17 protein-coding genes are annotated in these 20,661 nt (G+C 51.3%); 13 read left to right on the top strand and 4 right to left on the bottom strand.

Annotated features, from left to right (window positions below; translation table 11 throughout):
• The first annotated feature begins 25 nt into the window (after nt 1–25).
• From ACKI61_RS00960 to ACKI61_RS00900, 13 genes are all read left to right on the top strand, one after another.
• Nucleotides 26–1,618, top strand: a complete 1,593-nt coding sequence (locus ACKI61_RS00960) for a M16 family metallopeptidase (RefSeq protein ID WP_407455948.1) — start codon at nt 26–28, stop codon at nt 1,616–1,618.
• Nucleotides 1,618–2,661 (top strand): hypothetical protein, encoded by a 1,044-nt coding sequence (locus tag ACKI61_RS00955; RefSeq protein WP_407455947.1) that lies wholly within the window; start codon nt 1,618–1,620, stop codon nt 2,659–2,661. The genes ACKI61_RS00960 and ACKI61_RS00955 overlap by 1 nt, the downstream gene beginning before the upstream one ends.
• Entirely contained in the window at nt 2,658–3,317 is a 660-nt protein-coding gene (locus tag ACKI61_RS00950) for a TrmH family RNA methyltransferase (RefSeq protein WP_407455946.1), read from the top strand. The genes ACKI61_RS00955 and ACKI61_RS00950 overlap by 4 nt, the downstream gene beginning before the upstream one ends.
• 130 nt (nt 3,318–3,447) lie before the next feature.
• The gene (locus ACKI61_RS00945; protein ID WP_407455945.1) at nt 3,448–4,368 is read left to right on the top strand and encodes an MlaD family protein; all 921 of its coding nucleotides are present in this window, start codon (nt 3,448–3,450) and stop codon (nt 4,366–4,368) included.
• A 7-nt stretch (nt 4,369–4,375) separates the two neighbouring features.
• The gene (locus ACKI61_RS00940; protein ID WP_072979301.1) at nt 4,376–4,648 is read left to right on the top strand and encodes an HPr family phosphocarrier protein; all 273 of its coding nucleotides are present in this window, start codon (nt 4,376–4,378) and stop codon (nt 4,646–4,648) included.
• Nucleotides 4,620–6,437, top strand: a complete 1,818-nt coding sequence (gene ptsP, locus ACKI61_RS00935; RefSeq protein WP_407455944.1) for a phosphoenolpyruvate--protein phosphotransferase — start codon at nt 4,620–4,622, stop codon at nt 6,435–6,437. Before ACKI61_RS00940 ends, ptsP begins: the two co-directional genes overlap by 29 nt.
• Before the next feature lie 8 nt (nt 6,438–6,445).
• Nucleotides 6,446–8,803, top strand: coding sequence for a transglycosylase SLT domain-containing protein (locus ACKI61_RS00930; RefSeq protein WP_407455943.1), 2,358 nt, complete (start codon nt 6,446–6,448; stop codon nt 8,801–8,803).
• Between the two features lie 3 nt (nt 8,804–8,806).
• A complete protein-coding gene (locus ACKI61_RS00925; RefSeq protein ID WP_298768574.1) occupies nt 8,807–9,646 on the top strand; it encodes an EamA family transporter in 840 nt (279 codons plus the stop codon).
• A 50-nt stretch (nt 9,647–9,696) separates the two neighbouring features.
• Nucleotides 9,697–12,498, top strand: coding sequence for a CotH kinase family protein (locus ACKI61_RS00920; protein WP_407455942.1), 2,802 nt, complete (start codon nt 9,697–9,699; stop codon nt 12,496–12,498).
• Nucleotides 12,499–12,634: 136 nt separating this feature from the next.
• Nucleotides 12,635–14,005 (top strand): nucleotide sugar dehydrogenase, encoded by a 1,371-nt coding sequence (locus ACKI61_RS00915; RefSeq protein ID WP_407455941.1) that lies wholly within the window; start codon nt 12,635–12,637, stop codon nt 14,003–14,005.
• A gap of 2 nt (nt 14,006–14,007) precedes the next feature.
• On the top strand, nt 14,008–14,856 hold the full coding sequence (locus tag ACKI61_RS00910) for a phosphorylcholine transferase LicD (RefSeq protein ID WP_407455940.1): 849 nt from the start codon (nt 14,008–14,010) through the stop codon (nt 14,854–14,856).
• A 2-nt stretch (nt 14,857–14,858) separates the two neighbouring features.
• Nucleotides 14,859–15,704, top strand: coding sequence for a phosphorylcholine transferase LicD (locus tag ACKI61_RS00905; RefSeq protein ID WP_407455939.1), 846 nt, complete (start codon nt 14,859–14,861; stop codon nt 15,702–15,704).
• Complete coding sequence (locus tag ACKI61_RS00900; protein ID WP_407455938.1) at nt 15,643–16,764, top strand: glycosyltransferase family 2 protein; 1,122 nt, start codon at nt 15,643–15,645, stop codon at nt 16,762–16,764. Before ACKI61_RS00905 ends, ACKI61_RS00900 begins: the two co-directional genes overlap by 62 nt.
• Here the strand turns inward: ACKI61_RS00900 and ACKI61_RS00895 are convergent.
• Genes ACKI61_RS00895 through ACKI61_RS00880 form a run of 4 tightly spaced genes read right to left on the bottom strand, consistent with a single transcriptional unit; the run spans nt 16,742 to nt 20,659 of the window.
• Nucleotides 16,742–18,094, bottom strand: coding sequence for an O-antigen ligase family protein (locus tag ACKI61_RS00895; protein ID WP_407455937.1), 1,353 nt, complete (start codon nt 18,092–18,094; stop codon nt 16,742–16,744). The two genes, ACKI61_RS00900 and ACKI61_RS00895, sit on opposite strands and share 23 nt — an antisense overlap.
• A 15-nt stretch (nt 18,095–18,109) precedes the next feature.
• Complete coding sequence (locus tag ACKI61_RS00890; protein WP_407455936.1) at nt 18,110–18,505, bottom strand: adenylyltransferase/cytidyltransferase family protein; 396 nt, start codon at nt 18,503–18,505, stop codon at nt 18,110–18,112.
• Between the two features lie 21 nt (nt 18,506–18,526).
• Entirely contained in the window at nt 18,527–19,387 is an 861-nt protein-coding gene (locus ACKI61_RS00885; RefSeq protein WP_407455935.1) for an endonuclease/exonuclease/phosphatase family protein, read from the bottom strand.
• A gap of 9 nt (nt 19,388–19,396) precedes the next feature.
• Nucleotides 19,397–20,659, bottom strand: a complete 1,263-nt coding sequence (locus tag ACKI61_RS00880) for a hypothetical protein (protein WP_407455934.1) — start codon at nt 20,657–20,659, stop codon at nt 19,397–19,399.
• Nucleotides 20,660–20,661 lie beyond the last annotated feature (2 nt).

The raw sequence follows: 20,661 nt of genomic DNA, 5'->3' as shown, positions 1-20,661 counted from the left end.
ATGGATTTTTCTATTTTACTTTTAGATGAAGCTTGATTTGAAAATATTCGTTGCGACGGCAGCGCTTGCTGCCGGCACCATGATCGCGTGTTCTGGAGCTCCTGAACCGCAGACGGATTCTACTCTAAAAGATTCCGCGCAAAAGGAAAATGTTGCAGTTCCCGTGGCCGACACCACTGCAAAGGTGGAACCTAAGCAGGCGCAGGCTCCTGCGATTCCCGCCAGCTACAAGGATATCGTTTTTCCGGAATTTCGCTATGTGGCTCCTTATCCCAAGGATTTTCGCGTGGAAATTGCCCCAGGAGTGGTTGGCTACATCGTGAGTGACCGGAGCCTTCCGCTAGTGGATTTGACGGTCTATTTCGACGAGTCCCATGTTCCCCCTGCGTTGAAAGATGAAGCCGCCTCTTCGATGGTCGGTAGCATGATGCGTCGTGGTGGCGGTGGCGGAATCTCGGCGCAGGCACTCGATGATTCCCTGGAATTCATCAGTGCAAGCCTTTCGTCTTCTGTAGGGACTTTTACATCTTCGTTTGAAATTGACTGTCTGTCGAAAGATTTCGTCGGCATGCTTAAGCTTGCGAAGCAGGTGCTGACTGCTCCTGCCTTTGACAAGGAACAGCTCGATATTCTACGCGCGAATTTCATTACGGCCTATGACCGCCGCTACGATACGCCTGCGAAAGTGCTCTCGGCGCTTAGAGCCAAGGTGAACTATGCGCCGAACCCGCGCTTTTGGGATGCTAACGCCGATGAATACAAGAAGGTGTCGGTTGCCGATATCAAACGAGCTGCCGTGGGTGTCTATTCTTCGGATAGCATTATTTTTGCGTTGTCTGGAGACATCGACAAGGATTCCGCAGTTGTGCTACTCAAGGAATTTTTTGCCGAATGGAAGACGGCGGTAAAGGCGCCTGCCCCGAAGTCTGCCAAGCAGGCGAAGACAGAAAAGGCTTTAGAAAGGGCTAAGCCTGAACCGTTAACCTTCTTGCGCAAGCCTGGCATCTATGTTGTGGACAAGGACATTTCGCAAGCGAACATCTCGATGAACCAACCCTTTGTGCGTAGACCCCATGATGATTACTATCCGGCGGCGGTGGCAAGCTTTATCCTTGGGGGAGGAAGCTTTACGAGTCGCTTGATGAACCGGGTGCGCAGCGATGAGGGCCTTGCCTACAGTGTGTATAGCCATGTCGGCAACGATTACCGCGATACGGCCATGACGACAATTGCTCTACAGACTAAGGTAGAATCGGTCAATTTTGCATTGAAGCTTATTCGTGAAGTGGTTCAGGAACTTGCAGAAAACGGCCCTACCGAAGAGGAACTTTTGCAGGCGAAAAAGGCGCTGATAGAAAGCCTGCCGAGCCTGTTCGACAGCCCCGAATCGACTGCGGACATTTTTGCCGTGGGAGAACTTCTGGGCAAGAGTATGGACCATTACCTGGACTATGTGAAGGAAATCAACGCTGTGACCGCAGACCAGGTGAAGGCGATGGTGAAGAAGTATTTCGACATGGACAAGATGACCATATCGATTGTGGCGCCCGCAGCTAAGCTCGACTCGCTCAAGCCGTTTACGCTTGTGCCCCTGGATAGCCTGGAGTTTAGAAACTGATGAAGTCATTGTTGAACATAGCAAAGGTCTTGGTTCTAGCCCTTTTGCTTGGGCAGTTTTTGTATGCAGCACCCGCAGAGCTTGAGCCTGCGACCGATACGCTCGCTCGCCATAGGCTCCTGAAGAAACTGCAAAAGGAAGATGACCTGCGCTCGCTATGTTCCGGACTTAAAGTCTGCATGAACATCGACTATCCGGGCTGCTCTGTGGGCGATAAGCATCCGTGGCCCAAGGTCAAGTACAATGACGAATTCTGCAAGCCCTATAAGGAACTTGCAAGCCGAGGTTACAAGGCAGACCCCAAGGCTCCGATGGTTCCGGAAATTTATGCAAGGCTCGGTCGCCAATACCGTGTCGAGTACATATACAGCGGAACGCTTCCGCTGAACCAGAATGTGATTAGCTACTTGTTCGACAACATGCCGTTTACGGCTCAGCTGATCAATGCGTATTTGGATGAAAACTATACGCTCGAGTACACGCATCCGAGCCGTAGGTTCTTTAACGGTAGCAACGGCCGCAGCCTTTCGGGCGAATTCTATTGGGCCTTGCAGGATAGTGCGGGGCAAAAGCTTGGTATGCGGGATGTGTTCTTTGGCTACGGTCATGCGCAAATTCTAAAGTGGGCGCTGCATGGAACGGCCGTCGCGTATTTGGACATGGATCCGATTCCCGGCAACCAGATTAGGTACAAATTAACTGCCATCGTGTTCCCCGGAAATTCGGTGCTCAATAGCATCATGCAGATGAAAGTGTTCCGTAGTGTGGTGAATACGAAGATAGAGCATATCGTCGACGACATCAAGAAAGCTGCGGGAATGTACTTCGGTGGCAACAAGGAACCGATGCTCAAGAGTGCCTCGCTCAAGTCCGCCGAAAATGTGCAGTATGTGCTGGATTTTGAAGAAGTGGTGAACGGCGCCCACTGGGAATTAGGTGATTTTGAACGCTTGCAGAAGGCTCGTCGTGAAAAGCGTGAGCAGGACATGCAGGCGGTGCCGATTATGGTAAAGGACATTCAGGTTATCAAGGAAAAGAAATGAGTGAAGAAAGAGAATCGATGGAATCCTTGCTTTCGCGCGTGACGGAACGCCGCCGCGAACTTTTGACGTCGGTGGTGGATCGCCGTACCAGACATTTTTGCATGGTGCTTGAAGACCTGTTCGACCCGCACAACATTTCTGCCGTGATTCGCACGGCGGAAGTTTTTGGCCTGCAGGATGTGCACATTATTGAAGAAGACAATGCCTACAGCGTGAACAAGTCCATTCTGAAGGGGTCCTACAAGTGGATGAGCCTGTACCTTTACAAGAAGCGCATGCTCTGCATGGAAAAGCTTCGCGCGAAGGGCTACAAGATCGCCGTTGCAAGCACCAATACTACCAACTCGGTTTTGGATTTGGATTTGAGTCAGCCGACCGCCTTTTACCTGGGAAGCGAATTCCACGGGAACCACCCCGATACGCTTGCTCACGCCGATTACGAGTTCAAGCTTCCGCAGTATGGCATTACGGAATCGATGAACGTGTCGGTGGCCGGTGGCGTACTGATGACCTATCTCGATGTGTTCATGCAGAAGGAAGGTCGCGAAAAGTTCCTGCTCAAGAAGGACGAGCGCGACGCCCTGCTGTGGGATTGGCTCGATCGCCATGTAAACGGCATCGAGAACAATAGCCCGATTGTCCACGTAAATGAATGATGGATAATTGATGATGTCCTTTTCATTGTTCCTTAAATTCTTGTAAAATCGCTGAAAATAGGGCCTAAAGGCCCATTTTCTGTGTAGAGGGGCCTCTGTCGCTTTCAAATAATGCTAGATTGAGAGTCAAATGAAAAAGTATTCGGCTCTTTATTTTTCGGTTGGCCTGGTAGTTATACTGGCCCTGATAATTCTTGTTTTTGGAATCTTCTTTTTGAATGAAAAGGATCCCAGGGAAACGTTCAATACTTACTATTTACGCTTTACCCAGGTAAGCACGCTGGTGCTGGATGACCCCGTGAAAGTAAACGGCGTGAAACTGGGCAAGGTTGAGGCAATCGAACTTGCGGGCCACCGCGTGGTGGTGAAAATTAGGCTTCGTACCGATGTGAAGATCCCGAAGGATTCCGAAATCCGCGTGCAGAACATCGGTATCATGGGTGAACGACAGATCGGCATGATCCTCGGGGATTCTACGAACTATTTTGCGCCGGGCGATACCATTACGGGCCAGTTCGATGCAGGTATTGCCGAAGCTCTTGGTCTTGTGGGCGAAGTCTGTGACTCTACCAAGGTTCTTTTGGAATCGGTCAAGCAGGCACTCAATAGCACCATTGTGAATCCTGAATTTCAGGAACGGTTCAAGACCCTGCTCGTGAAGGCTGAAAAGCTGGAAGACCGTATTCTGGTGATGCTGAATACGACGGATCCGCAGCTCAAGAAGAGCCTGGAAGGCCTGAACCAGGTAACGGTCAAGGTGAATGAGCTGATTGACGGGGTGAAGCCGCCTATTGACAACATGTTTGCAAATACGGAAAAGGTGATGGGCAATGCGGACAAGCTGCTCGGCGAACTCGAACAGGTGACCAACCATTTGGACGAACTGGTCGTAAAGGTTCAGACCAAGATCAGTTCCAAGGACAATACGGTGGGCATTTTGCTGAACGACCGCACACTGCATGATGATTTGGTGAAGACGGTTCATTCGGCTGATAGCCTGGTTCGCATCATTCTTCAAGATGGCCTAGACATCAACGTGGATCTTTTCTGAGGAAAAAATGATAGAGAAAACATTGGTCGTAACAAACAAACTGGGTATTCATGCAAGACCCGCTGGAATGATCGTGGATATCACTGGTCAGGCGAAAAGCGACATATCCATTGTGTTTGAAGGGTCCAAGGCAAATGCCAAGAGCATTTTGAACGTGATGATGCTTGCTATTCCGGCCGGCTCCGAAGTCAAGTTCGAAATTGATGGTGAAGACGAAGAGAGCGTTGCTTCTCAGTTGGAAAGCTTGTTTAATGACCACTTCAACGAAGAACCCTGCTAAGAAGAAAGGATCGGTTAGGACGGAACTGACCGGTGTGCCCGCGTCCCCTGGCTTTGCCATGGGAAGTGTGTTTCCGGTAACTAACCGCAACATTTCGGTCGTTGAAGAGACCTTACCCGAAAGCCGTCTGGCAGACGAAGAACAGCTGTTCTTGAAGGCTGTGAACAAGACGGTCAAGGAAGTCACGCAGATTAAGGAACTTTCTGAAAGCCGCGCAGGGATGAAGGATAGCCTCATCTTTGCAACGCACCTGATGATCTTGCAGGATCCGGGACTGATGAACGGTGTCCTGGACAAGATTCGCACGGAACACAAGAACGCCCGCTGGTCGGTGCATGTGGTTCTCGGTGCCTATATCGACCGGTTTGAGCAGATTGATTCGCCGGCGATGCGCGACAAGGCGGCAGACCTTAGGGACTTGTACAACCGCCTGATGGCGTCGATGGAAGATTCTGGACCGGTACTCGAGGATGTGGCTTTTGAAGATGGAGTCATCTTGGGTGGCCACGAGCTTCTGCCTAGCCTGTTGATGTCGATTAAGCCGGGGCAGGTGTCAGGCCTTGCGATGGACACCGGTGGCCGTACGAGCCATGTGGCGATTCTTGCCCGCTCGCTCCAGATTCCGCTGGTGTCGGGCTTGAGAAATTTTGCGGCCCTTGTGAAGTCGGGCGATACGGTCATCATTGATGGTTCTAGCGGACGGGTTGTGATCAACCCGAACGAAGAGGATATCAAGGAATTCCATACTCGTCAGGAAATTTTTGAACGGCAGCGGCGCGAACTGTTTACCATGCGCCAGCTGGAACCGATGACTCGCGACGGCAAGTACATTACGCTGCATGCAAATATTGAATTGCCGTCGGAATCGGAAAAGGTGACCGACTTTGGTGCAACTGGCATCGGCCTTTACCGTTCGGAATTTTTGTTCTTTAGGAAAGATGCCCCTTCCCAGGATGAACAGCGCGACGCCTACCGCTACATTCTGGAGACGATGTCGCCGTGCCCGGTGACGATTCGTACCCTAGACGCCGGTGGCGATAAGCTGGTGAATGGCATTACGGCGGTGAACGAGTCGAACCCGTTCATGGGTTGGCGTTCCATTCGCGTGTGCCTGGACCGGCAGGATATCTTTTGCACCCAGCTGAAGGCCTTGCTGCTTGCAAATACGAAGGGCAATCTGCGCATTCTGCTCCCGATGATTTCGGGAATGGCGGAACTGCGCCGCGCCAAGGCATGCATTGAAAAGTGCCACAAGGAACTGGAAGCGGAAGGTCACAAGGTCGGCAAGGTGAAGATCGGTGCGATGATCGAAGTCCCTGCCGCGGTGATGATTGTGGACAAACTAGCGAAAGAAGTGGACTTCTTTAGCATTGGCACCAACGACCTGATTCAGTTTACCCTGGCAGTAGACCGTACGAACGAATTGATCACGGATATGTTCCAGCCGCACCATCCGTCTGTGCTCAGCATGATCTACCAGACGGTTCGCGCGGCGCATCGCGAAGGAATACCGGTGGCGGTTTGCGGTGAAATGAGTACGGACCCGATAAGCGTTTTGTTGCTGGTGGGCCTGGGAGTCGACGAACTGTCGATGACTCCGTGGAACGTGATGTCCACCAAGAAGATTATCCGCTCGATCAATTTTGAAGATGTGCGCGATTCGGCGCTCACAGTGCTACAGATGGATGATGCCGAGAGCGTGAATGATTTCATGCACAAGAAGTACGCCCAGACGATTAAGGATTTGGGCATTTCGAGCGTGGTGGGCCAGGTAGAAAACAAGAAATGACGCCTTCGATGAGTAAGTTGACCCTTTTTGTAGTGTTCCTCATTTGTGCGTGGAGCCTTTCCTTTTCGCTGCCTGCCGATTCATTGCCTAAAAAGCAGGCTCTTCCGCAGAACCCGCTGCCGACCGCTGCGACCGATAGCTTGATCGCGACGATGCCGATGGTTCCGCCGGACCCCTATTCGGAACTGGAGCAGATTGCTCCGGCACATTTCCAGGATATGGTGGTTCGCTACGAGCGGCTGAAGGCGATTAGCGAAGATGAAAGACAGCCGAAGGATGTCCGCGCCTTTGCCCGTGCGGCCCAGTTCTTTTACAGGGAACAGTGGGACAGCGCCTATGCCGCCTACGATTCTTTGCAGGGCCGCGATTCCGTGCTGAACGGGGCTGTCGTCTTGCGAATGGCGAAGTCTCTGTTCAAGATTGGAAATTACGCCGAGATGCGCGCCATTTTGCGCAAGAACAAGGACTTGGAACAGGACGCCTCTTTTGACAGGGCCGCATCGCGCCTGCGGATTGAAGCTGCGATGGCCGATTCCACCTTGAGTGACCATGCCCATGCGGATTCCCTGAAGGTCTTTGTAGAAAAGTATCCGAGGTCCGACGACGCGGCGGCGCTCCGTTACCGCTATGCACAGTATTTGGAACAGTTCAAGCAGATGAAGGATGCAAAGCGCATCTATCTGCGGCTCTTGACGAGTTCGTCGGCATACAAGGATTCTGCTTTCATGGCGATCCGCAGGCTCCGCAAGGTGCGTGGCGCCCCCGAGACGCTCGAAGAAAAGGTCGCCTATGCGAAGATGGCCTGCGCCAAGGACAATGCGAACGAATGCCTGGTGTTGCTTGATTCGATAAAGATTCTCGATTCGACGCTGGTTGCTCTTTCGCCGGAAGTCGCCCAGCCGCTGCCCGACGATTCCTTGCAGAAGAGGCTTCCGCCGAGTTCATTGGACATGGCGACCCGCATCAACCTGTGGGAGAAGCGTGCTGTCACCCTGCGCACCCTGAAGCGCGAGGACGAATCGATTCGCCAGTTCCGTTTCTTGCTGGATTCCGTAGAAGCGCGCCCGCTGTGGATGCAGTCGATATTGCGCCTGTACCGCAACAATGCCCTGCGCTACGACAAGGAAATCCGCGAGATGGATGCCGCCTTGCAGGATGCAAGCCAGTACAGCAAGGAAAATGCGAACAACCTTTGGGTGAAGGGCTTTGAGTACGAACAGAAGGAAAAGTACGACAGCGCAATAGTCTGCTACAAGACGCTTTCTCACAAGCGTTTCAAGAACAACATCAAGCGCCAGTGGGCAAAATTCCGCATAGGCTTCATCTACTTCAAGCAGGAAAAATGGGCTGAAGCGGTCCCTGCGCTGATAGATGCAACCAAGGAACCGTTCCTGTGGAGTGGAAGCGGCGCGAGGATGTTCCTGGGCGACGCCTATATGCGCCTAGGTAAGGACTCCTTGGCGCGCGAAGCCTATTTGGATTGCATTAGGGATTTTCCGTTGGCCTACTATGCTCACCGCAGCCGCTTGAAGCTGGAAGGCTACAAGCTGATGGCGAAAAAGGATATTCCGTATGCGCATGGAGTGCAGATGGCCCCGGAGCAGACCCTTGCCTGGGTTCGCGCCTCGCAGAAGGTCGGAAAGCCCGATACAAGCTACAATGCAGAACGCTACAATCGCATTCGCACCTTGTTCCAGTACGGCTTTAGCGACCAGGCCTTTGCGCTCTATGACGAAGCCCGCAAGAAGAACGCGAAGCGCCTTGACTTTCTGTACGAATACGGCAAGCTCTTCTATGAAATGGGCGAGACGGCTGCCGGGTACCGCCTGGCGCGCCAGTTCCAGAACAATATCGATCGACGCCGCCTGATGGCGCCGCCCATCGACGTCTTGCATTTCCTTTACCCGATCCCCTACAGGGACCAGGTCAAGTTCCATTCGTCTGATCGTATAGACCCGTTCTTTGTCTACAGCGTCATGCGCCAGGAATCTATCTTCAACTTTGAAATCATGTCGCCGGCAGGCGCCTGCGGCCTACTGCAGATTATGCCCGCAACTGGCAAGATGCTTGCTGAAAAGGAAGGCCTTGCGAACTTTGAACCGAAGCAGCTCTTTAACGCCTATATGAACATCCGCCTGGGGGTTCGCTACCTGGTGGACTTGAAGGCCGAATACAGCAACGACTACATGTATGTGCTCGGCAACTATAACGCAGGTCCCAAGCCCACCAAGCGCTGGCAGGCGCAGGGAGAAGGCAAGTCCTGGGATATCCGTGCCGAAGAGATCAGCTACTGGGAAACCCGCGACTATGTGAAGCGCGTCATGGGCAACTACTGGATCTACCAGGAAATCTACGACGGAATCTAGCGGATGCTCTTCCTTCTTTTGACGATTGGCCCGGCGTTTCTTTTTGCCTGTGGAAACATCCTCGAGAAGTCGGGGGTGTCGACGGTCGGTAAGCGTACGGGCGGAACTTCGCAGCCCTGGGAATTCTTCAAGGGCGTGATTACGAACAAATTCTGGTGGCTGGGAATCTGCTGTTCCGGCCTTGCTACGCTCGGCTATTACATTGCCATGGCCCGCTACGACCTTTCGCAGGTGCAGCCGATGATGGTCTTGAACCCGGTGCTCACAGCGCTCATGGGCTTCTGCATCTTGAAGGAAGTCCTCACGAAACGCATCGTGGTTGCCATCTGCTTTGTGGTGGCGGGACTCCTGTATTCTGTGGAGAATCTGGGCGAATCGACGGCGGTGCAGAATGTCGGAATGCTCTGGGCGTATGCGGGTGGACTTTCGGCGGTGACGCTGGTGGCCCACTTGTGGGTGAAGGACCGTGAAATGGTCGACTCCTTGATCATGGGCGTTGGCTTTGGACTTTCGGCGGCCTTTTACAAGAGCCTGGCGATGGATTTCGACCTGGATCATATCGAGCTTTCGTCTGTCGCAAACCTGCTGCTTGACTTCAGGACTCTCGGCTACATTGCAACTTATGGCATTGCGTTCCTGTATTCGCAGGTGTCGTTCTCCCGTGGGCGCGCGCTCTTCATCATTCCGTTCAGTGCGGCGGTCGGTGCCGCGGTCCCTACATTGGCGGGAGCCCTGGTGTTTTCGGAAGCATTCCCCATCGGTAAGGCGGTTTCGGTCTCGCTCGTGCTGATCGGCGCCTGCCTCTTTATTGTGCGTCGTCCCCGCCGCAAGAAAGCCCAATAACGCATTTGGGGCGTTACCTACTTTCGAATTAATAATATATATTACCCTTGATGTGTAGGGATGTTTTCATAGGCAGGGCCCTTCTGGCCGTTTTTTTGGTAGCGCTGTTTTCGGCGTGTTCCGATGACAGTTCCAGTTCGTCGAAGGAACCGGAAGCGGATGTTCCGGTAGATTCTACGGAACAGCAAGGGAATGCCATAGAAGAGCATAGGCTTTCCTTTGTGGGTGGCCCCGTGGCGTTTACCGAGGTGGATCCCATTAATGTCGTTTACGAGGACCACGAAGGGGACGATGCCGGCTGGGTGGAACTTTACAATACCTCTGCCGATACGGTTGATTTGTCTGGAATGTACCTGACGGATTCCCAGACGGAACCGTTCAAGTGGAAATTTGGAACGGTCAAGTTAGCCCCGAATTCCTTCTTGGTCGTGTTCATGTCGGGAAAGAACTATCCGGACTACGTGTTGCCTCATGATACGCTCAATATGGTTGGTCCCGGTTGCTGGACCTGGACGGATGCGCAGAGCGACCCGCCGGGGGAGAGCTATGCAGACCCGCTGCCGGGTCAAAAAAAGCTTTGCTTTACCGAAGATGGAAATCGCCATTTTGGAGCCGTGATGCGGCTGGGTGAAAATGAGGAACTGGGCTGGTCTTCGATTTCTGCGTTCGTGGGTACGGGGAGCAGCGACAAGGAAGATGTGCTCGACATTTCGGCGGCGAATGAGATTTTGATGCAGGCCTATATTCCCAAGGATCGTAAGGTGTCGTTCAGGCTTGCGCAGTCCGATATGGACGACTGGAAAGGCTACGAAATCGTGTTTACGGGAACGGGGGATTCCTCGACGGTGTACCGCACTGCGGTTCCGACAGGGACTACCTACCCCGACCTGAAGAACATCTATGGCACGCGAGTCAGTCCCGAATCGAACGAGACGCGGGAAGTGACGCTCAAGGTGTTCAGCTATATTGCGCGGAACCGCGGACACGAACCGCATGCCGGTTTCAAACTTTCGAAGTCGGGGGCAAGCCTGTACTTGGTAAATGCGGACTCGGCAATAGTCGATTCCGTCGCCTACCCGGAATTACCTGTAGGAAAAACCTGGAGCTTTGGAAACCTGGCCGATGGCTCGAACGGGTTCGGCTATGGTGATGCGACTCCCTACGGCTTTGCGATGTCGCTTGTGTCGCCGTCGCGCTCACCCTCGCTTGATACGCTTGCGGAACTGCCTCCATCTGGTTTTTTCGCAGAACCTTTTGTGGTGGCTTTCCCTGAAGAGGCGGCGGTGCGCTGCGAACAGGGGGGCCTTGCTCCGACGGAAAACAGTCCCTTGACGACGGTGTTGCAGGTGGGCTCTACGGTGACGATTCGCTGCGCAAGCTTTGTGGCGGGTGCTCTCCCTGGAGAAGAACTGTCGCGGACCTACGTGTTTGAATCGGCGCCTACTGTCCCGGTGGTGTTTTTGACGGCAGATCCGGGCTCGCTCTTTGACCCCGATACGGGAATCTACGAGGAAGGGAACTTTGCGCAGAGCCGGGAGCCGCATTATGGGGCCAATTACTGGCTCGATAAGGAAATTCCCGTGATGGTTGAACTCATGGAACCGGGTATGAATTCGCCTGCATTTGCGAAAAAAGCTGGACTCAAGATTTTTGGAAATTACAGCCGCCAAAACGATAAGAAGTCCGTGGCGATCACCTTCCGCGAAAAGTATGGCGATAGCAGACTCAAGTACGCCTTGTTCCCCGATTTCCCGGAACTCACCGAGTTCAAGGTGTTCTTGCTTCGGAATAATGGTAGCAATTATGGAAACGACTATATCCGCGACCGCCTTGCAAGTTCCGTTAGCGAAGGGCTTGGAGTCGATTACCAGCGCGGGCGATTCGCAGTGGTGTATTACAATGGCGAATACTACGGCATCCACAGCATCCGCGAACGCTCCACTGAATATTACTTCGAGACGCATTACGGCTTAAATCCTGATGAAATCGACTTGCTCAAGGCGGACAATTCCGTTTCGGCAGGTTCCGCGGTGGACTATGTGGCTCTTATGGACTGGCTCGAGGAGGTGTCGCTTGAAAGCGAAGAGAACTATGCGCATGTAGCATCCCAGATCGATGTCGACAATTTCATCAACTACATGCAGATCGAGATGTATGCGAACAACCGTGACTGGCCAGGCAACAACCTGAAAAAGTGGCGCAGCAACTCTCCGAAGACCTTGTGGAAGTGGTTCCTGTATGACATGGACTTTGGAATGGGAAATAGCTACAGCGACTATACAAACAACATATTCGAATTCGCCGCCGCAGAAGATGGGGAATCTTGGCCGAACGGCCCGGAATACACGCTTCTGTTCAGAAAGCTCTTGGAAAACGGGGGCTTCCGTGCTGCGTTCGTGAACCGTATGGCAGTGCTTTTGCAGATGAACTTTGAAAGTTCTAGGGTGCTTTCCCGTATTGAGCAGATGATGTCGGAAATCGAGGCCGAAATTCCGCGCGACCAGAAGCGTTGGGGACTGAGCGCCTCGAAGATGACGAAACAGCTCAATTCCATCAGGGACTTTGCAAAGGAACGCCCTGGAGTGGTGTATGACGAACTTCGCGAATACTTTGGATTGGGTGGAACGGCTCCCATCAAGTTGTCTGTGAATGGACCTGGGAACATTCTTGTCCATGGCCTTAGACTCGACGCATCTTCGATGACGGTGAATTTCTTTGAAGGCTTCCCGGTGGAGGTTTCTGCCATGCCGTCTGCGGGAGGCGTGTGGGCCGGTTGGAGCGATGGTGTGATGGATGTGACCCGTGTGGTGGTCCCCGGTGAAATACCTGCCCTGACAGCAAACTTTAATTAAGGCGCGAAAAAAAAGGATTTCGTGAACAACTCGTGAACAAAAAATTGTGATGTTAATCTTACAGATCGTCCCTTTTACATTTTTTTGGCTAATATAATGTATACAGAAATGCCGTTTTTTCTAAATTTGAGCCACTATGAGTTACAATACCAAGATTCTTTGCATTGGCGCGGGCTATGTCGGTGGACCCACCATGACTGTTATTGCCGACAAGTGTCCCGATGTAAAAGTGACCGTAGTCGATATTAATCAGGCTCGCATTGACGCCTGGAACAGCGACAATCTTCCGATTTTTGAGCCCGGTCTCGACGACGTGGTGAAACGCGCCCGTGGTCGCAACTTGTTCTTTAGCACAGACATTCCTGCAGCTATCAAGGAAGCGGATATCATTTTCGTTTCGGTGAACACCCCGACAAAGACTTTTGGCCATGGAGCCGGCAAGGCGTCCGACTTGCAGTACTGGGAAAAGACCGCCCGCAACATTCTTGAAATTGCCGACGAAGGCAAGATCATTGTCGAAAAGTCGACGCTCCCTGTGCGTACCGCCGCTGCCATGGAACGGATCTTGAATTCTAACGACAAGGGACTGCACTTCGAGGTGCTGTCCAACCCGGAATTTTTGGCCGAAGGTACCGCCATCAACGACTTGTTCGAACCGGACCGCGTGCTCATCGGATCCCACCAGACGGAATCGGGCCTCGCCGCCTGCCAGAAGCTTGTGGACGTGTATGCCCACTGGGTGCCGCGTGACCGCATCCTCACGACGAACCTGTGGAGTTCCGAACTCACGAAGCTTACCGCGAACGCTTTCCTTGCCCAGCGCATCAGCTCCATCAACTCCATTAGCGCCCTCTGCGAAAAGACCGGCGCCGACGTGGACGAAGTCGCCTACGTGATGGGCAAGGACCGCCGCATCGGATCCAAGTTCCTGAAGGCATCTATCGGCTTTGGCGGATCTTGCTTCAAGAAGGATATTTTGAACCTCGTGTACCTGTGCGGTTACTATGGACTGCCCGAAGTGGCCACCTACTGGGAAAGCGTCGTGAAGATCAACGAGTGGCAGACCCACCGTGTGGTGGACCGCATGCTCGAGACCATGTTCAACACGATAGCTGGGAAGAAGATTGCCGTGTTCGGGTTTGCCTTCAAGGCGAACACCGGCGATACCCGCGAAAGCCCCGCGAACCTCGTGGTGCGCGACTTGCTCGCCGAACATGCACAGCCGGTCGTGACCGACCCGAAGGCCATTCCCGATGCGAAGCGCGACCTGAAGGACGTGCTTGACCAAGTCCAGTTCGAAGAAGACCCGTACAAGGCTGCCGAAGGGGCACACGCCGTGGTCGTCTGCACGGAGTGGAAGTGCTTTGCGGAACTCGACTGGAAACGTATCTATAAGGGCATGGCGAAGCCTGCCTTCGTGTTCGATGGACGCAACATTTTGGATGCCGACGCCCTGAGGAGGATTGGGTTTGAGGTGTCTAGCATCGGTAAGGGGAAAGCGGAGTAATAATGGGTCTCGATTCAAAAACAAAGCAGCCGGTGCCTCTTTCTAAGGCACAGCTGTCTATTTTGAATATTTTTAAGGAAATCAAGCCCTTCCTAGAGAATAATTCTATTCCCTACTACTTGTTGGGCGGTTCCCTTTTGGGTGCTGTTCGTCATAAGGGCTTTATTCCTTGGGACGACGACATCGATATTGGCATTGTACGTGACGACTATGAACGCTTCTTGGCGACGGTTTCCAAGAACCTGCCGGACCACCTGGAGCTGCGCTCCTACCGCGACGAATCCGACCACCACTACTACTTCTCGAGAATTGTTGACACGCGCTACGTGATGAACCGTGAAGGGAGTATCGAATCCAGAAAGGAAAACCTCTGGGTCGACATCTTTCCGCTGGACGGAATGCCGAACAACGCCTTGGTTCGCCGCGTTCACATGTTGAAACTTCTCTTTGTCCGTCTTTGCTATCATATTGCATGCTTTGACAAGGTGAACTTGAAGCGTCCGCACAGGCCCCTGTCGGAACGCATCGTCATTGCCTTCGTCAGACATTTGCATTTTGGCGGTCATCGTGACTACAAGAAGTGGCTTGTCAGACTGGATAATTTGCTTCGCAAGTACAAGGTGCAGGATTCGAACTGGATCGTGAACTTCATGGGACAGTACAAGTTCAAGGAAATGTTCCCGAAGTCCTATTACGGTAAGGGAAAACTCTACACCTTCGAAGACATGGAACTTTTGGGCCCAGAAGATAGCGATGCCGTGTTGAAGCAGATGTATGGCGACTACATGAAGGAACCGGACGACTGCGATAAGAACGTTCACGACGCCTACCTCGATGAACAGAAGGCGTAGTGATGGATGATTCCCTGCGAGCTCTGCAACTGAAGGAACTGGACTTGCTGAAATATTTCCAGCAAGTCTGTAAAGATAATCATATTGAATACTATGCCTTGGGCGGAACACTGCTGGGCGCAGTTCGTCATAAGGGCTTTATTCCTTGGGATGACGATATTGATGTCGGTATTCCGCGCCCGGATTATGAGCGCCTTTGCAAGATTTTGGAAGAAAAATCCGGTACAGGAAAAATAAAGTTCCGCTCCTATAAAAACACTAAAGACTATATTCGTTACTTTGGTCGTATTGAAGACGAAAGTATGAAAATCGTTCGTCATGATAACATCAAGGTCGAAGAGGCTTTTGCCTGGATAGACTTGTTCCCGCTGGATGCCATGCCGAACAATGTCTTGCTGCGTAAGCTGAAGGCTTTTTACGTCCTCTTTTTGCGTGCAATATACCGCTTTTCTTGTTTTGATCGCTTGGTAAATGTGAACAAGAAAGGACGCCCGCTGCACGAAAAAATTCTGGTTTGGGTGGGACTTCATACCCCTATTCAGAAATTCTTTGATACAAAAAGGTGCCTTGAACGCTTGGAACGCACGCTGACGGCGACTCCGTATGAAAAGTCGGACTACCTGGTGAATGCCATGGGCGCCTACAAGTTCCGCGAGATGTTCCATAAGAAGTATTACGGCAAGGGCCGTATGTATCCGTTTGAAGATACCGAAATTTGTGGCCCCGAAGATTATGACTTTGTCTGTACCCAACTGTATGGAGATTACATGACGCCGCCTAGGATGGATGATCGCAATCACCATGGCTTGCAGGCTGTTGAAGAATCCCAGACGGTTGATAACGGCTGAGGAATCCGTGTCTTCTAAGGTAAGCGTCGTCATTCCGGTCTATAATTCCGCAAAATATTTGCGTGAATGTATCGATAGTGTGCTTGCTCAGTCTTTTTCGGACTGGGAAGTTGTTGCTGTCGACGACGGAAGCTCGGATGATTCTCCTGCAATTCTCGATGAATACGCCGCGAAAGATTCCCGCATCAAGGTGATTCACAAAGCGAACGGCGGCGTGTCGGCGGCCCGCAACGACGGCCTTGCCGCGGCTTGCGGCGAATACGTGCTGTTCGTGGATTCGGACGATTTTCTGGACAAAGATGCCTTGCAAGTCTCATACGAGGAAGCCTTGTGTACCGGTGCGGACGTCGTGATTACGGATCACTGGATATGGAAGGATGGTAGGCCTGAAACGGAACATCGTTTTTTTGCGAAGGAATTTGTCTTTACGGATAAGAAGGACGTTTCTTCGGTCCAACGCATGGTCCTGTACAAGGGCTATTCGCCATACCCTAGCGCAAGCTGCAGCTACATGTTCTCGGCTCTTTGGTCTAAGCTGATTCGCCGGGAAATGCTAATGAAAGGGATGTTACGCTTTTCGTCTTCCATGAAATTGTACGAAGACGGACTCTTTGCGTTGCAGGTTTTCCATGAGGCGAAAGTTGTTGCCTATAAACAGGTACTAACCTATCATTACAGAATCCTGCCTAATTCTCTTTGCCATATTAATGAAGACCGCTTAGTCGAGGACTGCGGAAAAATTGCGTTCCATGTGAAAGAGTTCATGTCCGCTAGTGGTGATATTGAAATTCTGCAAGATGCCTATTATGCGCGTATCTTATTTCTTTTAAAAAAGATGGCTTTGCGCGGATTCTTTTTTAAGGGGAGCGAAAAAAGTTTTTGGACAAGGTATAGAGCGTATGGAAAATTGCTTAAGTCAAGTCCGTATGCTGAATCGATTGTCGCTGTTCCGAAACTCAGGCTCGTTGGCAATGAGAAAAAGTTTTGCTGGCTGCTGAAATTCCGCCTGAACTTCCTGATCGCACTAATGTATGAAATCAGGGCTCGTCTGCTTCGGTAGCCGGGGGCGAATCTCCGTCTTCTTCTAGTAGCTGCCGTTGCTTGATGTAGCCGAGCTGAACGCCCGTAAATAGGAACAGGAAAGAAGAACTGTTCCCGATAACTCCCGATAGGGTTAAAAACGCTGTGCCGGCAAAAATTAGCGCAAAGCCGCCCTTGGTTTCGAGATACTTCTTCTTGTTCTTGAAGAAAATACAGAATATCCATAGCAGCAGTAGGTAGTATGTAAGTAGACCGACTGCTCCGCGGTCAATCAGGAGCGTGAAGACGATGGATTCCAAGCCGCCCATGTCCTGTCCACTGCTATCTTCGGCGCGTTTTTCGCCCTTGTCGTTTTCTTCAAGAATGTAGTTGGCTGTGTACTTGTTTCCGTTTCCTAGAATAGGCGAGTTTTCAATCGCCAAGACCGAAAAGATAAGTTGCTGGGTTCTGAAGTCTAGAGACGATCCTCGCCCTTGACCGCCCTGCTGGAAGTTGGCTAGCAGGAAGGCCATTATTGCGGAAAAGGAGATCGCTATCAGTCCGAAAACGGCAATTTTGGCAAGGATGCTAAACCGGTCGATGATGTAAATCGCAGCCCCGAAGATGGTGCATACTAGAGCGGTTCTCGAACCGCTTACGACAATGCAGACGAAAAGGAGGGAGAGTAGGAGCAAAAGCTTCGATCTGGCGATGACCTGTTGGTGGATTTGAGGAAGGTAGAATAGAAATAGGCTCATGAGCAATGTGCCGAAGGCTGTCGGGTGCTTTGTCGTAAAGCATGTCCTGGTGCGCCAGCTTTGGCCGAGTCCCACGTCCCCGTTCAGGTCGTATAGCCCTTCGTAGAGGGGGAAAGCTGAATTGATGATTTTATAGGGATAGTTGGCGTTGAGGAGGCCTTCGATGATTCCGAAAATGCAGATTGCGATAACGATGGGGAAGAACTTTTTAGCAAAAGAGCTTATGTCGATGTTCTTGCCGCTGATATAGGCCGCCATGATGTAGCCGAAGGTATCGATACAATCGCGGACTCCGTAATACATGTCCTTTGAGGCTATCCCCGAATTGAAGAACGCCGTGGCTGTATAGCTGAATAGGATTAGGGTAATGGGGATAGATAGGGGATTCTTGAATAGGGAATCGTTAAAATTACGCCGGTCTTTCCAGTATTCAAGAAAGAGGAACGTGTACAGCAGGATGTGCTGGGGTGAAATAGAGGGGTTCTTGGTGAAGAGTGCGGTTGTTGGAAATAGGATGGTTCCGACAACCAGGACAAGGAATCGGTTTTCGGAATTCTCGTATATCATGACCAAAAGAAGGCCAAAGAATGCGAGCAAGACGAGGATTCCCATACGAGTTCCTAAAAGCTATTTCTTTAGGTATTGTTTAATATCCGTAGTGCTTACGCCAGGCGTTCTAGGCAGGTAGATGACATCACAATAATCTTTGAGAAAATCGAATTTTCCTTTCCAGTCATCACCCATGACGAATAGGTCGCAGTGGTTGTCAAGGACATCGGTAACTTTCTGCTCCCAGTTGTCTTCGCGGATAACTCGAGTAACGCAACCGAGTGCATCGACTATTTCGGCTCTTTCCTCGAAGGGGATGACGCAGGTCTTTCCTTTGATGGCATTAAATTCATCGGAGGATACTGCGACATACAGCTCGTCGGCCAAATCGGCTATCCTTTTCAGTAGACGTAAATGTCCAATATGAAAAAGATCGAAAGTCCCGTACGTTATCGCTCGCTTATATTTTTTCATATTCTGAAATATAGAAATTGTTTACGGCTGACTCGCTGCGGGCAATTCAAATACCATCATAATAGGCGAATGGTCGGAGGGGTAACGGTAACTTTCCCCGTCAAAATACATTTCGTTGAGGACTCCATAACGGTATACGGGGATGCGGGAATCCACGAAGACATGGTCTAGGTCCCATTTGCTGTTCCGATAGGGGTCAAAGTAGTTGTAGCTTTTCTTTACGATATGGGTGAACTGGGCCACATCCTTTGCATCTTTGATGCCTGGTATCGACATGAGGATTTCGTAGGGGACGGATCCCTCGACGGAGTTGAAGTCTCCGGCGGCGATATAAGGGGTGTTTGCTGCTATGGAAGGGATCCATTGGTACATGACCTTGGCGCCTTCGGTTCTGGCCGTCTTTCCGTGGTAATCGAAGTGCGTGTTGAATACGAAGAACTGGGTGCTGTCTTTTTGCAATTTTGCCCAAAGGCAGAAACGGTTGTGCTTCGAATCCCAACTTTTGCTTTTCTTTTCGGGTGTTTCGGATAGGTAGAACTTGCCCTTGTCCAAAAGCTTGAACATATCCTTCTTGATAAGAATAGGATTATGTTCCGTAGAGTCAATTTCGATGAATACGTAGTCGTTCAAGAGAGGAGCGAGGTCGTCGCGTTTAGAGGCGGAACCTTCCTGCATGGCGACGATGTCGAAATCGTAGAACCGGATGACATTGGCGATGGGCTCGAACCTTTTTTTCCAGGCGTTTCCATTTTCGATGTCGGATTCGCTTTGCCACCGGATATTCCATGATGCAAAGGAAATCTTTTCCACCTTCTGCGCGTAACTTGTTCCGACCTCAACAAGAAGCAGACAGCCCAAAAGGAATGCGGAGAAATGTTTCATAAGAGAACCCTAGCCAAAGTTTTTTTCTAGAAGGTCCATGATGTTTTCGGCGAAGCTTTTGCCCTGCGGAATCTTTAGATATTTGCGGTACATTTCCTGACGGATGCTTTTTTTGAAATCTTCGCCATTTTTTCCCGAGACCATCTGCAGAAATTCTTCGACGCTAAAATCCTTCTGCGTGTAGTTCGCGTTCATTGCGGCCTTGCCAAAATTGCAGAGGATGTTGTTACGCTCGTTGCCGATATAGAGAACGGGCTTGTCTACAAATAGGTATTCTACCGTAAACGAGCCACAATCGTGGATGAGCGCATCCGATGTCTTGAACAGGTCGATGTAGTCTCCATCGACAAGGAATGTGTTGTCTGCCTTGTTCCATTCGGCGTAGTAGGCGTCGGAACGATCCTTTCCCCAGTCGGGATGCTTGTAGAGATGTTCTTTCAGATGCGGATGAGGCTTGAAGGCGAATTGGCAGTCGGGGCGGCTCTTGGCCAGCTGAAGCATCGTGTCTGCAAATTTCAGGAAGGTGCCGCAATCTGCGAGGTCGTCGCTGAGAATGGAATGATGGACTCCCCATACAATCCGTTTCAGGCTTTTGTCTTTGATTTTCCAGGGGTCGTTTTTGGCGGGGGTTGCAAACTTGTCGGCGAGGGGATACCCTACGACCTCTACGTTTCGGCCCTTGTTAAAAGCGAGTTCCTCTGCATTTTTGCGGTGGAGCTCTGATGGATAGAAAAGTTTCCAGGCGAGGTTGTGTACCTGGGCGTCGTAGGCCCACTTGTAGTTTGATATGAAAAACGCGTAGGGAACGTAACAGATGAGCGCCTTTGTAAAGTTGTAGGCGCGCATGTTTTCCATGACGCTGTTCTTGTAGGGCTGAGCGTAAAAAAGAATGTCCGGTTCAAAGTCCTTGAGACTTTCCTGAAATGGGAATCCTCTTTCGTTGCAATAGGTTTCAATCTTTTGCCGGTGCATTTCCTGAATTTCGGGAGCGTCTATGGGTCTTGCGGTAAAGATGACTCTGGGATTGTAGCGGCGATCCTGCCGCATGAACGCGAAAAGCTCATCATATTTCCAGAAGGAAACCGACATGGCGAGAAACGCCACATTGATGCGTTCCCCGCGACCGAGCTTTTGTCGGATATTTTCGATAACCTTGCGTTCGCGTTTTTCCTTGCCACAGAGAAGAACGCGGTCCTTGATGCGGAGCGTGTTTTGGAGGTCCCGAAGAGGTGCCGGCAAAAGATGGTAGATTCTTTTGACAAATGGATTCATGA

Source organism: Fibrobacter sp. (assembly GCF_045601785.1).
Classification (GTDB): domain Bacteria; phylum Fibrobacterota; class Fibrobacteria; order Fibrobacterales; family Fibrobacteraceae; genus Fibrobacter.
Note: the sequence above shows the minus strand (reverse complement) of the source record. Positions and strands in the feature narration are given on the sequence as shown.

Excerpts from the sequence above, each read along its gene's own strand:
- ACKI61_RS00960 (WP_407455948.1), top strand. The coding sequence starts at position 26 with ATGAAGCTTGATTTGAAAATATTCGTTGCGACGGCAGCGCTTGCTGCC.
- ACKI61_RS00955 (WP_407455947.1), top strand. The coding sequence starts at position 1,618 with ATGAAGTCATTGTTGAACATAGCAAAGGTCTTGGTTCTAGCCCTTTTG.
- ACKI61_RS00950 (WP_407455946.1), top strand. The coding sequence starts at position 2,658 with ATGAGTGAAGAAAGAGAATCGATGGAATCCTTGCTTTCGCGCGTGACG.
- ACKI61_RS00945 (WP_407455945.1), top strand. The coding sequence starts at position 3,448 with ATGAAAAAGTATTCGGCTCTTTATTTTTCGGTTGGCCTGGTAGTTATA.
- ACKI61_RS00940 (WP_072979301.1), top strand. The coding sequence starts at position 4,376 with ATGATAGAGAAAACATTGGTCGTAACAAACAAACTGGGTATTCATGCA.
- ptsP (WP_407455944.1), top strand. The coding sequence starts at position 4,620 with ATGACCACTTCAACGAAGAACCCTGCTAAGAAGAAAGGATCGGTTAGG.
- ACKI61_RS00930 (WP_407455943.1), top strand. The coding sequence starts at position 6,446 with ATGAGTAAGTTGACCCTTTTTGTAGTGTTCCTCATTTGTGCGTGGAGC.
- ACKI61_RS00925 (WP_298768574.1), top strand. The coding sequence starts at position 8,807 with ATGCTCTTCCTTCTTTTGACGATTGGCCCGGCGTTTCTTTTTGCCTGT.
- ACKI61_RS00920 (WP_407455942.1), top strand. The coding sequence starts at position 9,697 with ATGTGTAGGGATGTTTTCATAGGCAGGGCCCTTCTGGCCGTTTTTTTG.
- ACKI61_RS00915 (WP_407455941.1), top strand. The coding sequence starts at position 12,635 with ATGAGTTACAATACCAAGATTCTTTGCATTGGCGCGGGCTATGTCGGT.
- ACKI61_RS00910 (WP_407455940.1), top strand. The coding sequence starts at position 14,008 with ATGGGTCTCGATTCAAAAACAAAGCAGCCGGTGCCTCTTTCTAAGGCA.
- ACKI61_RS00905 (WP_407455939.1), top strand. The coding sequence starts at position 14,859 with ATGGATGATTCCCTGCGAGCTCTGCAACTGAAGGAACTGGACTTGCTG.
- ACKI61_RS00900 (WP_407455938.1), top strand. The coding sequence starts at position 15,643 with ATGATCGCAATCACCATGGCTTGCAGGCTGTTGAAGAATCCCAGACGG.
- ACKI61_RS00895 (WP_407455937.1), bottom strand. The coding sequence starts at position 18,094 with ATGGGAATCCTCGTCTTGCTCGCATTCTTTGGCCTTCTTTTGGTCATG.
- ACKI61_RS00890 (WP_407455936.1), bottom strand. The coding sequence starts at position 18,505 with ATGAAAAAATATAAGCGAGCGATAACGTACGGGACTTTCGATCTTTTT.
- ACKI61_RS00885 (WP_407455935.1), bottom strand. The coding sequence starts at position 19,387 with ATGAAACATTTCTCCGCATTCCTTTTGGGCTGTCTGCTTCTTGTTGAG.
- ACKI61_RS00880 (WP_407455934.1), bottom strand. The coding sequence starts at position 20,659 with ATGAATCCATTTGTCAAAAGAATCTACCATCTTTTGCCGGCACCTCTT.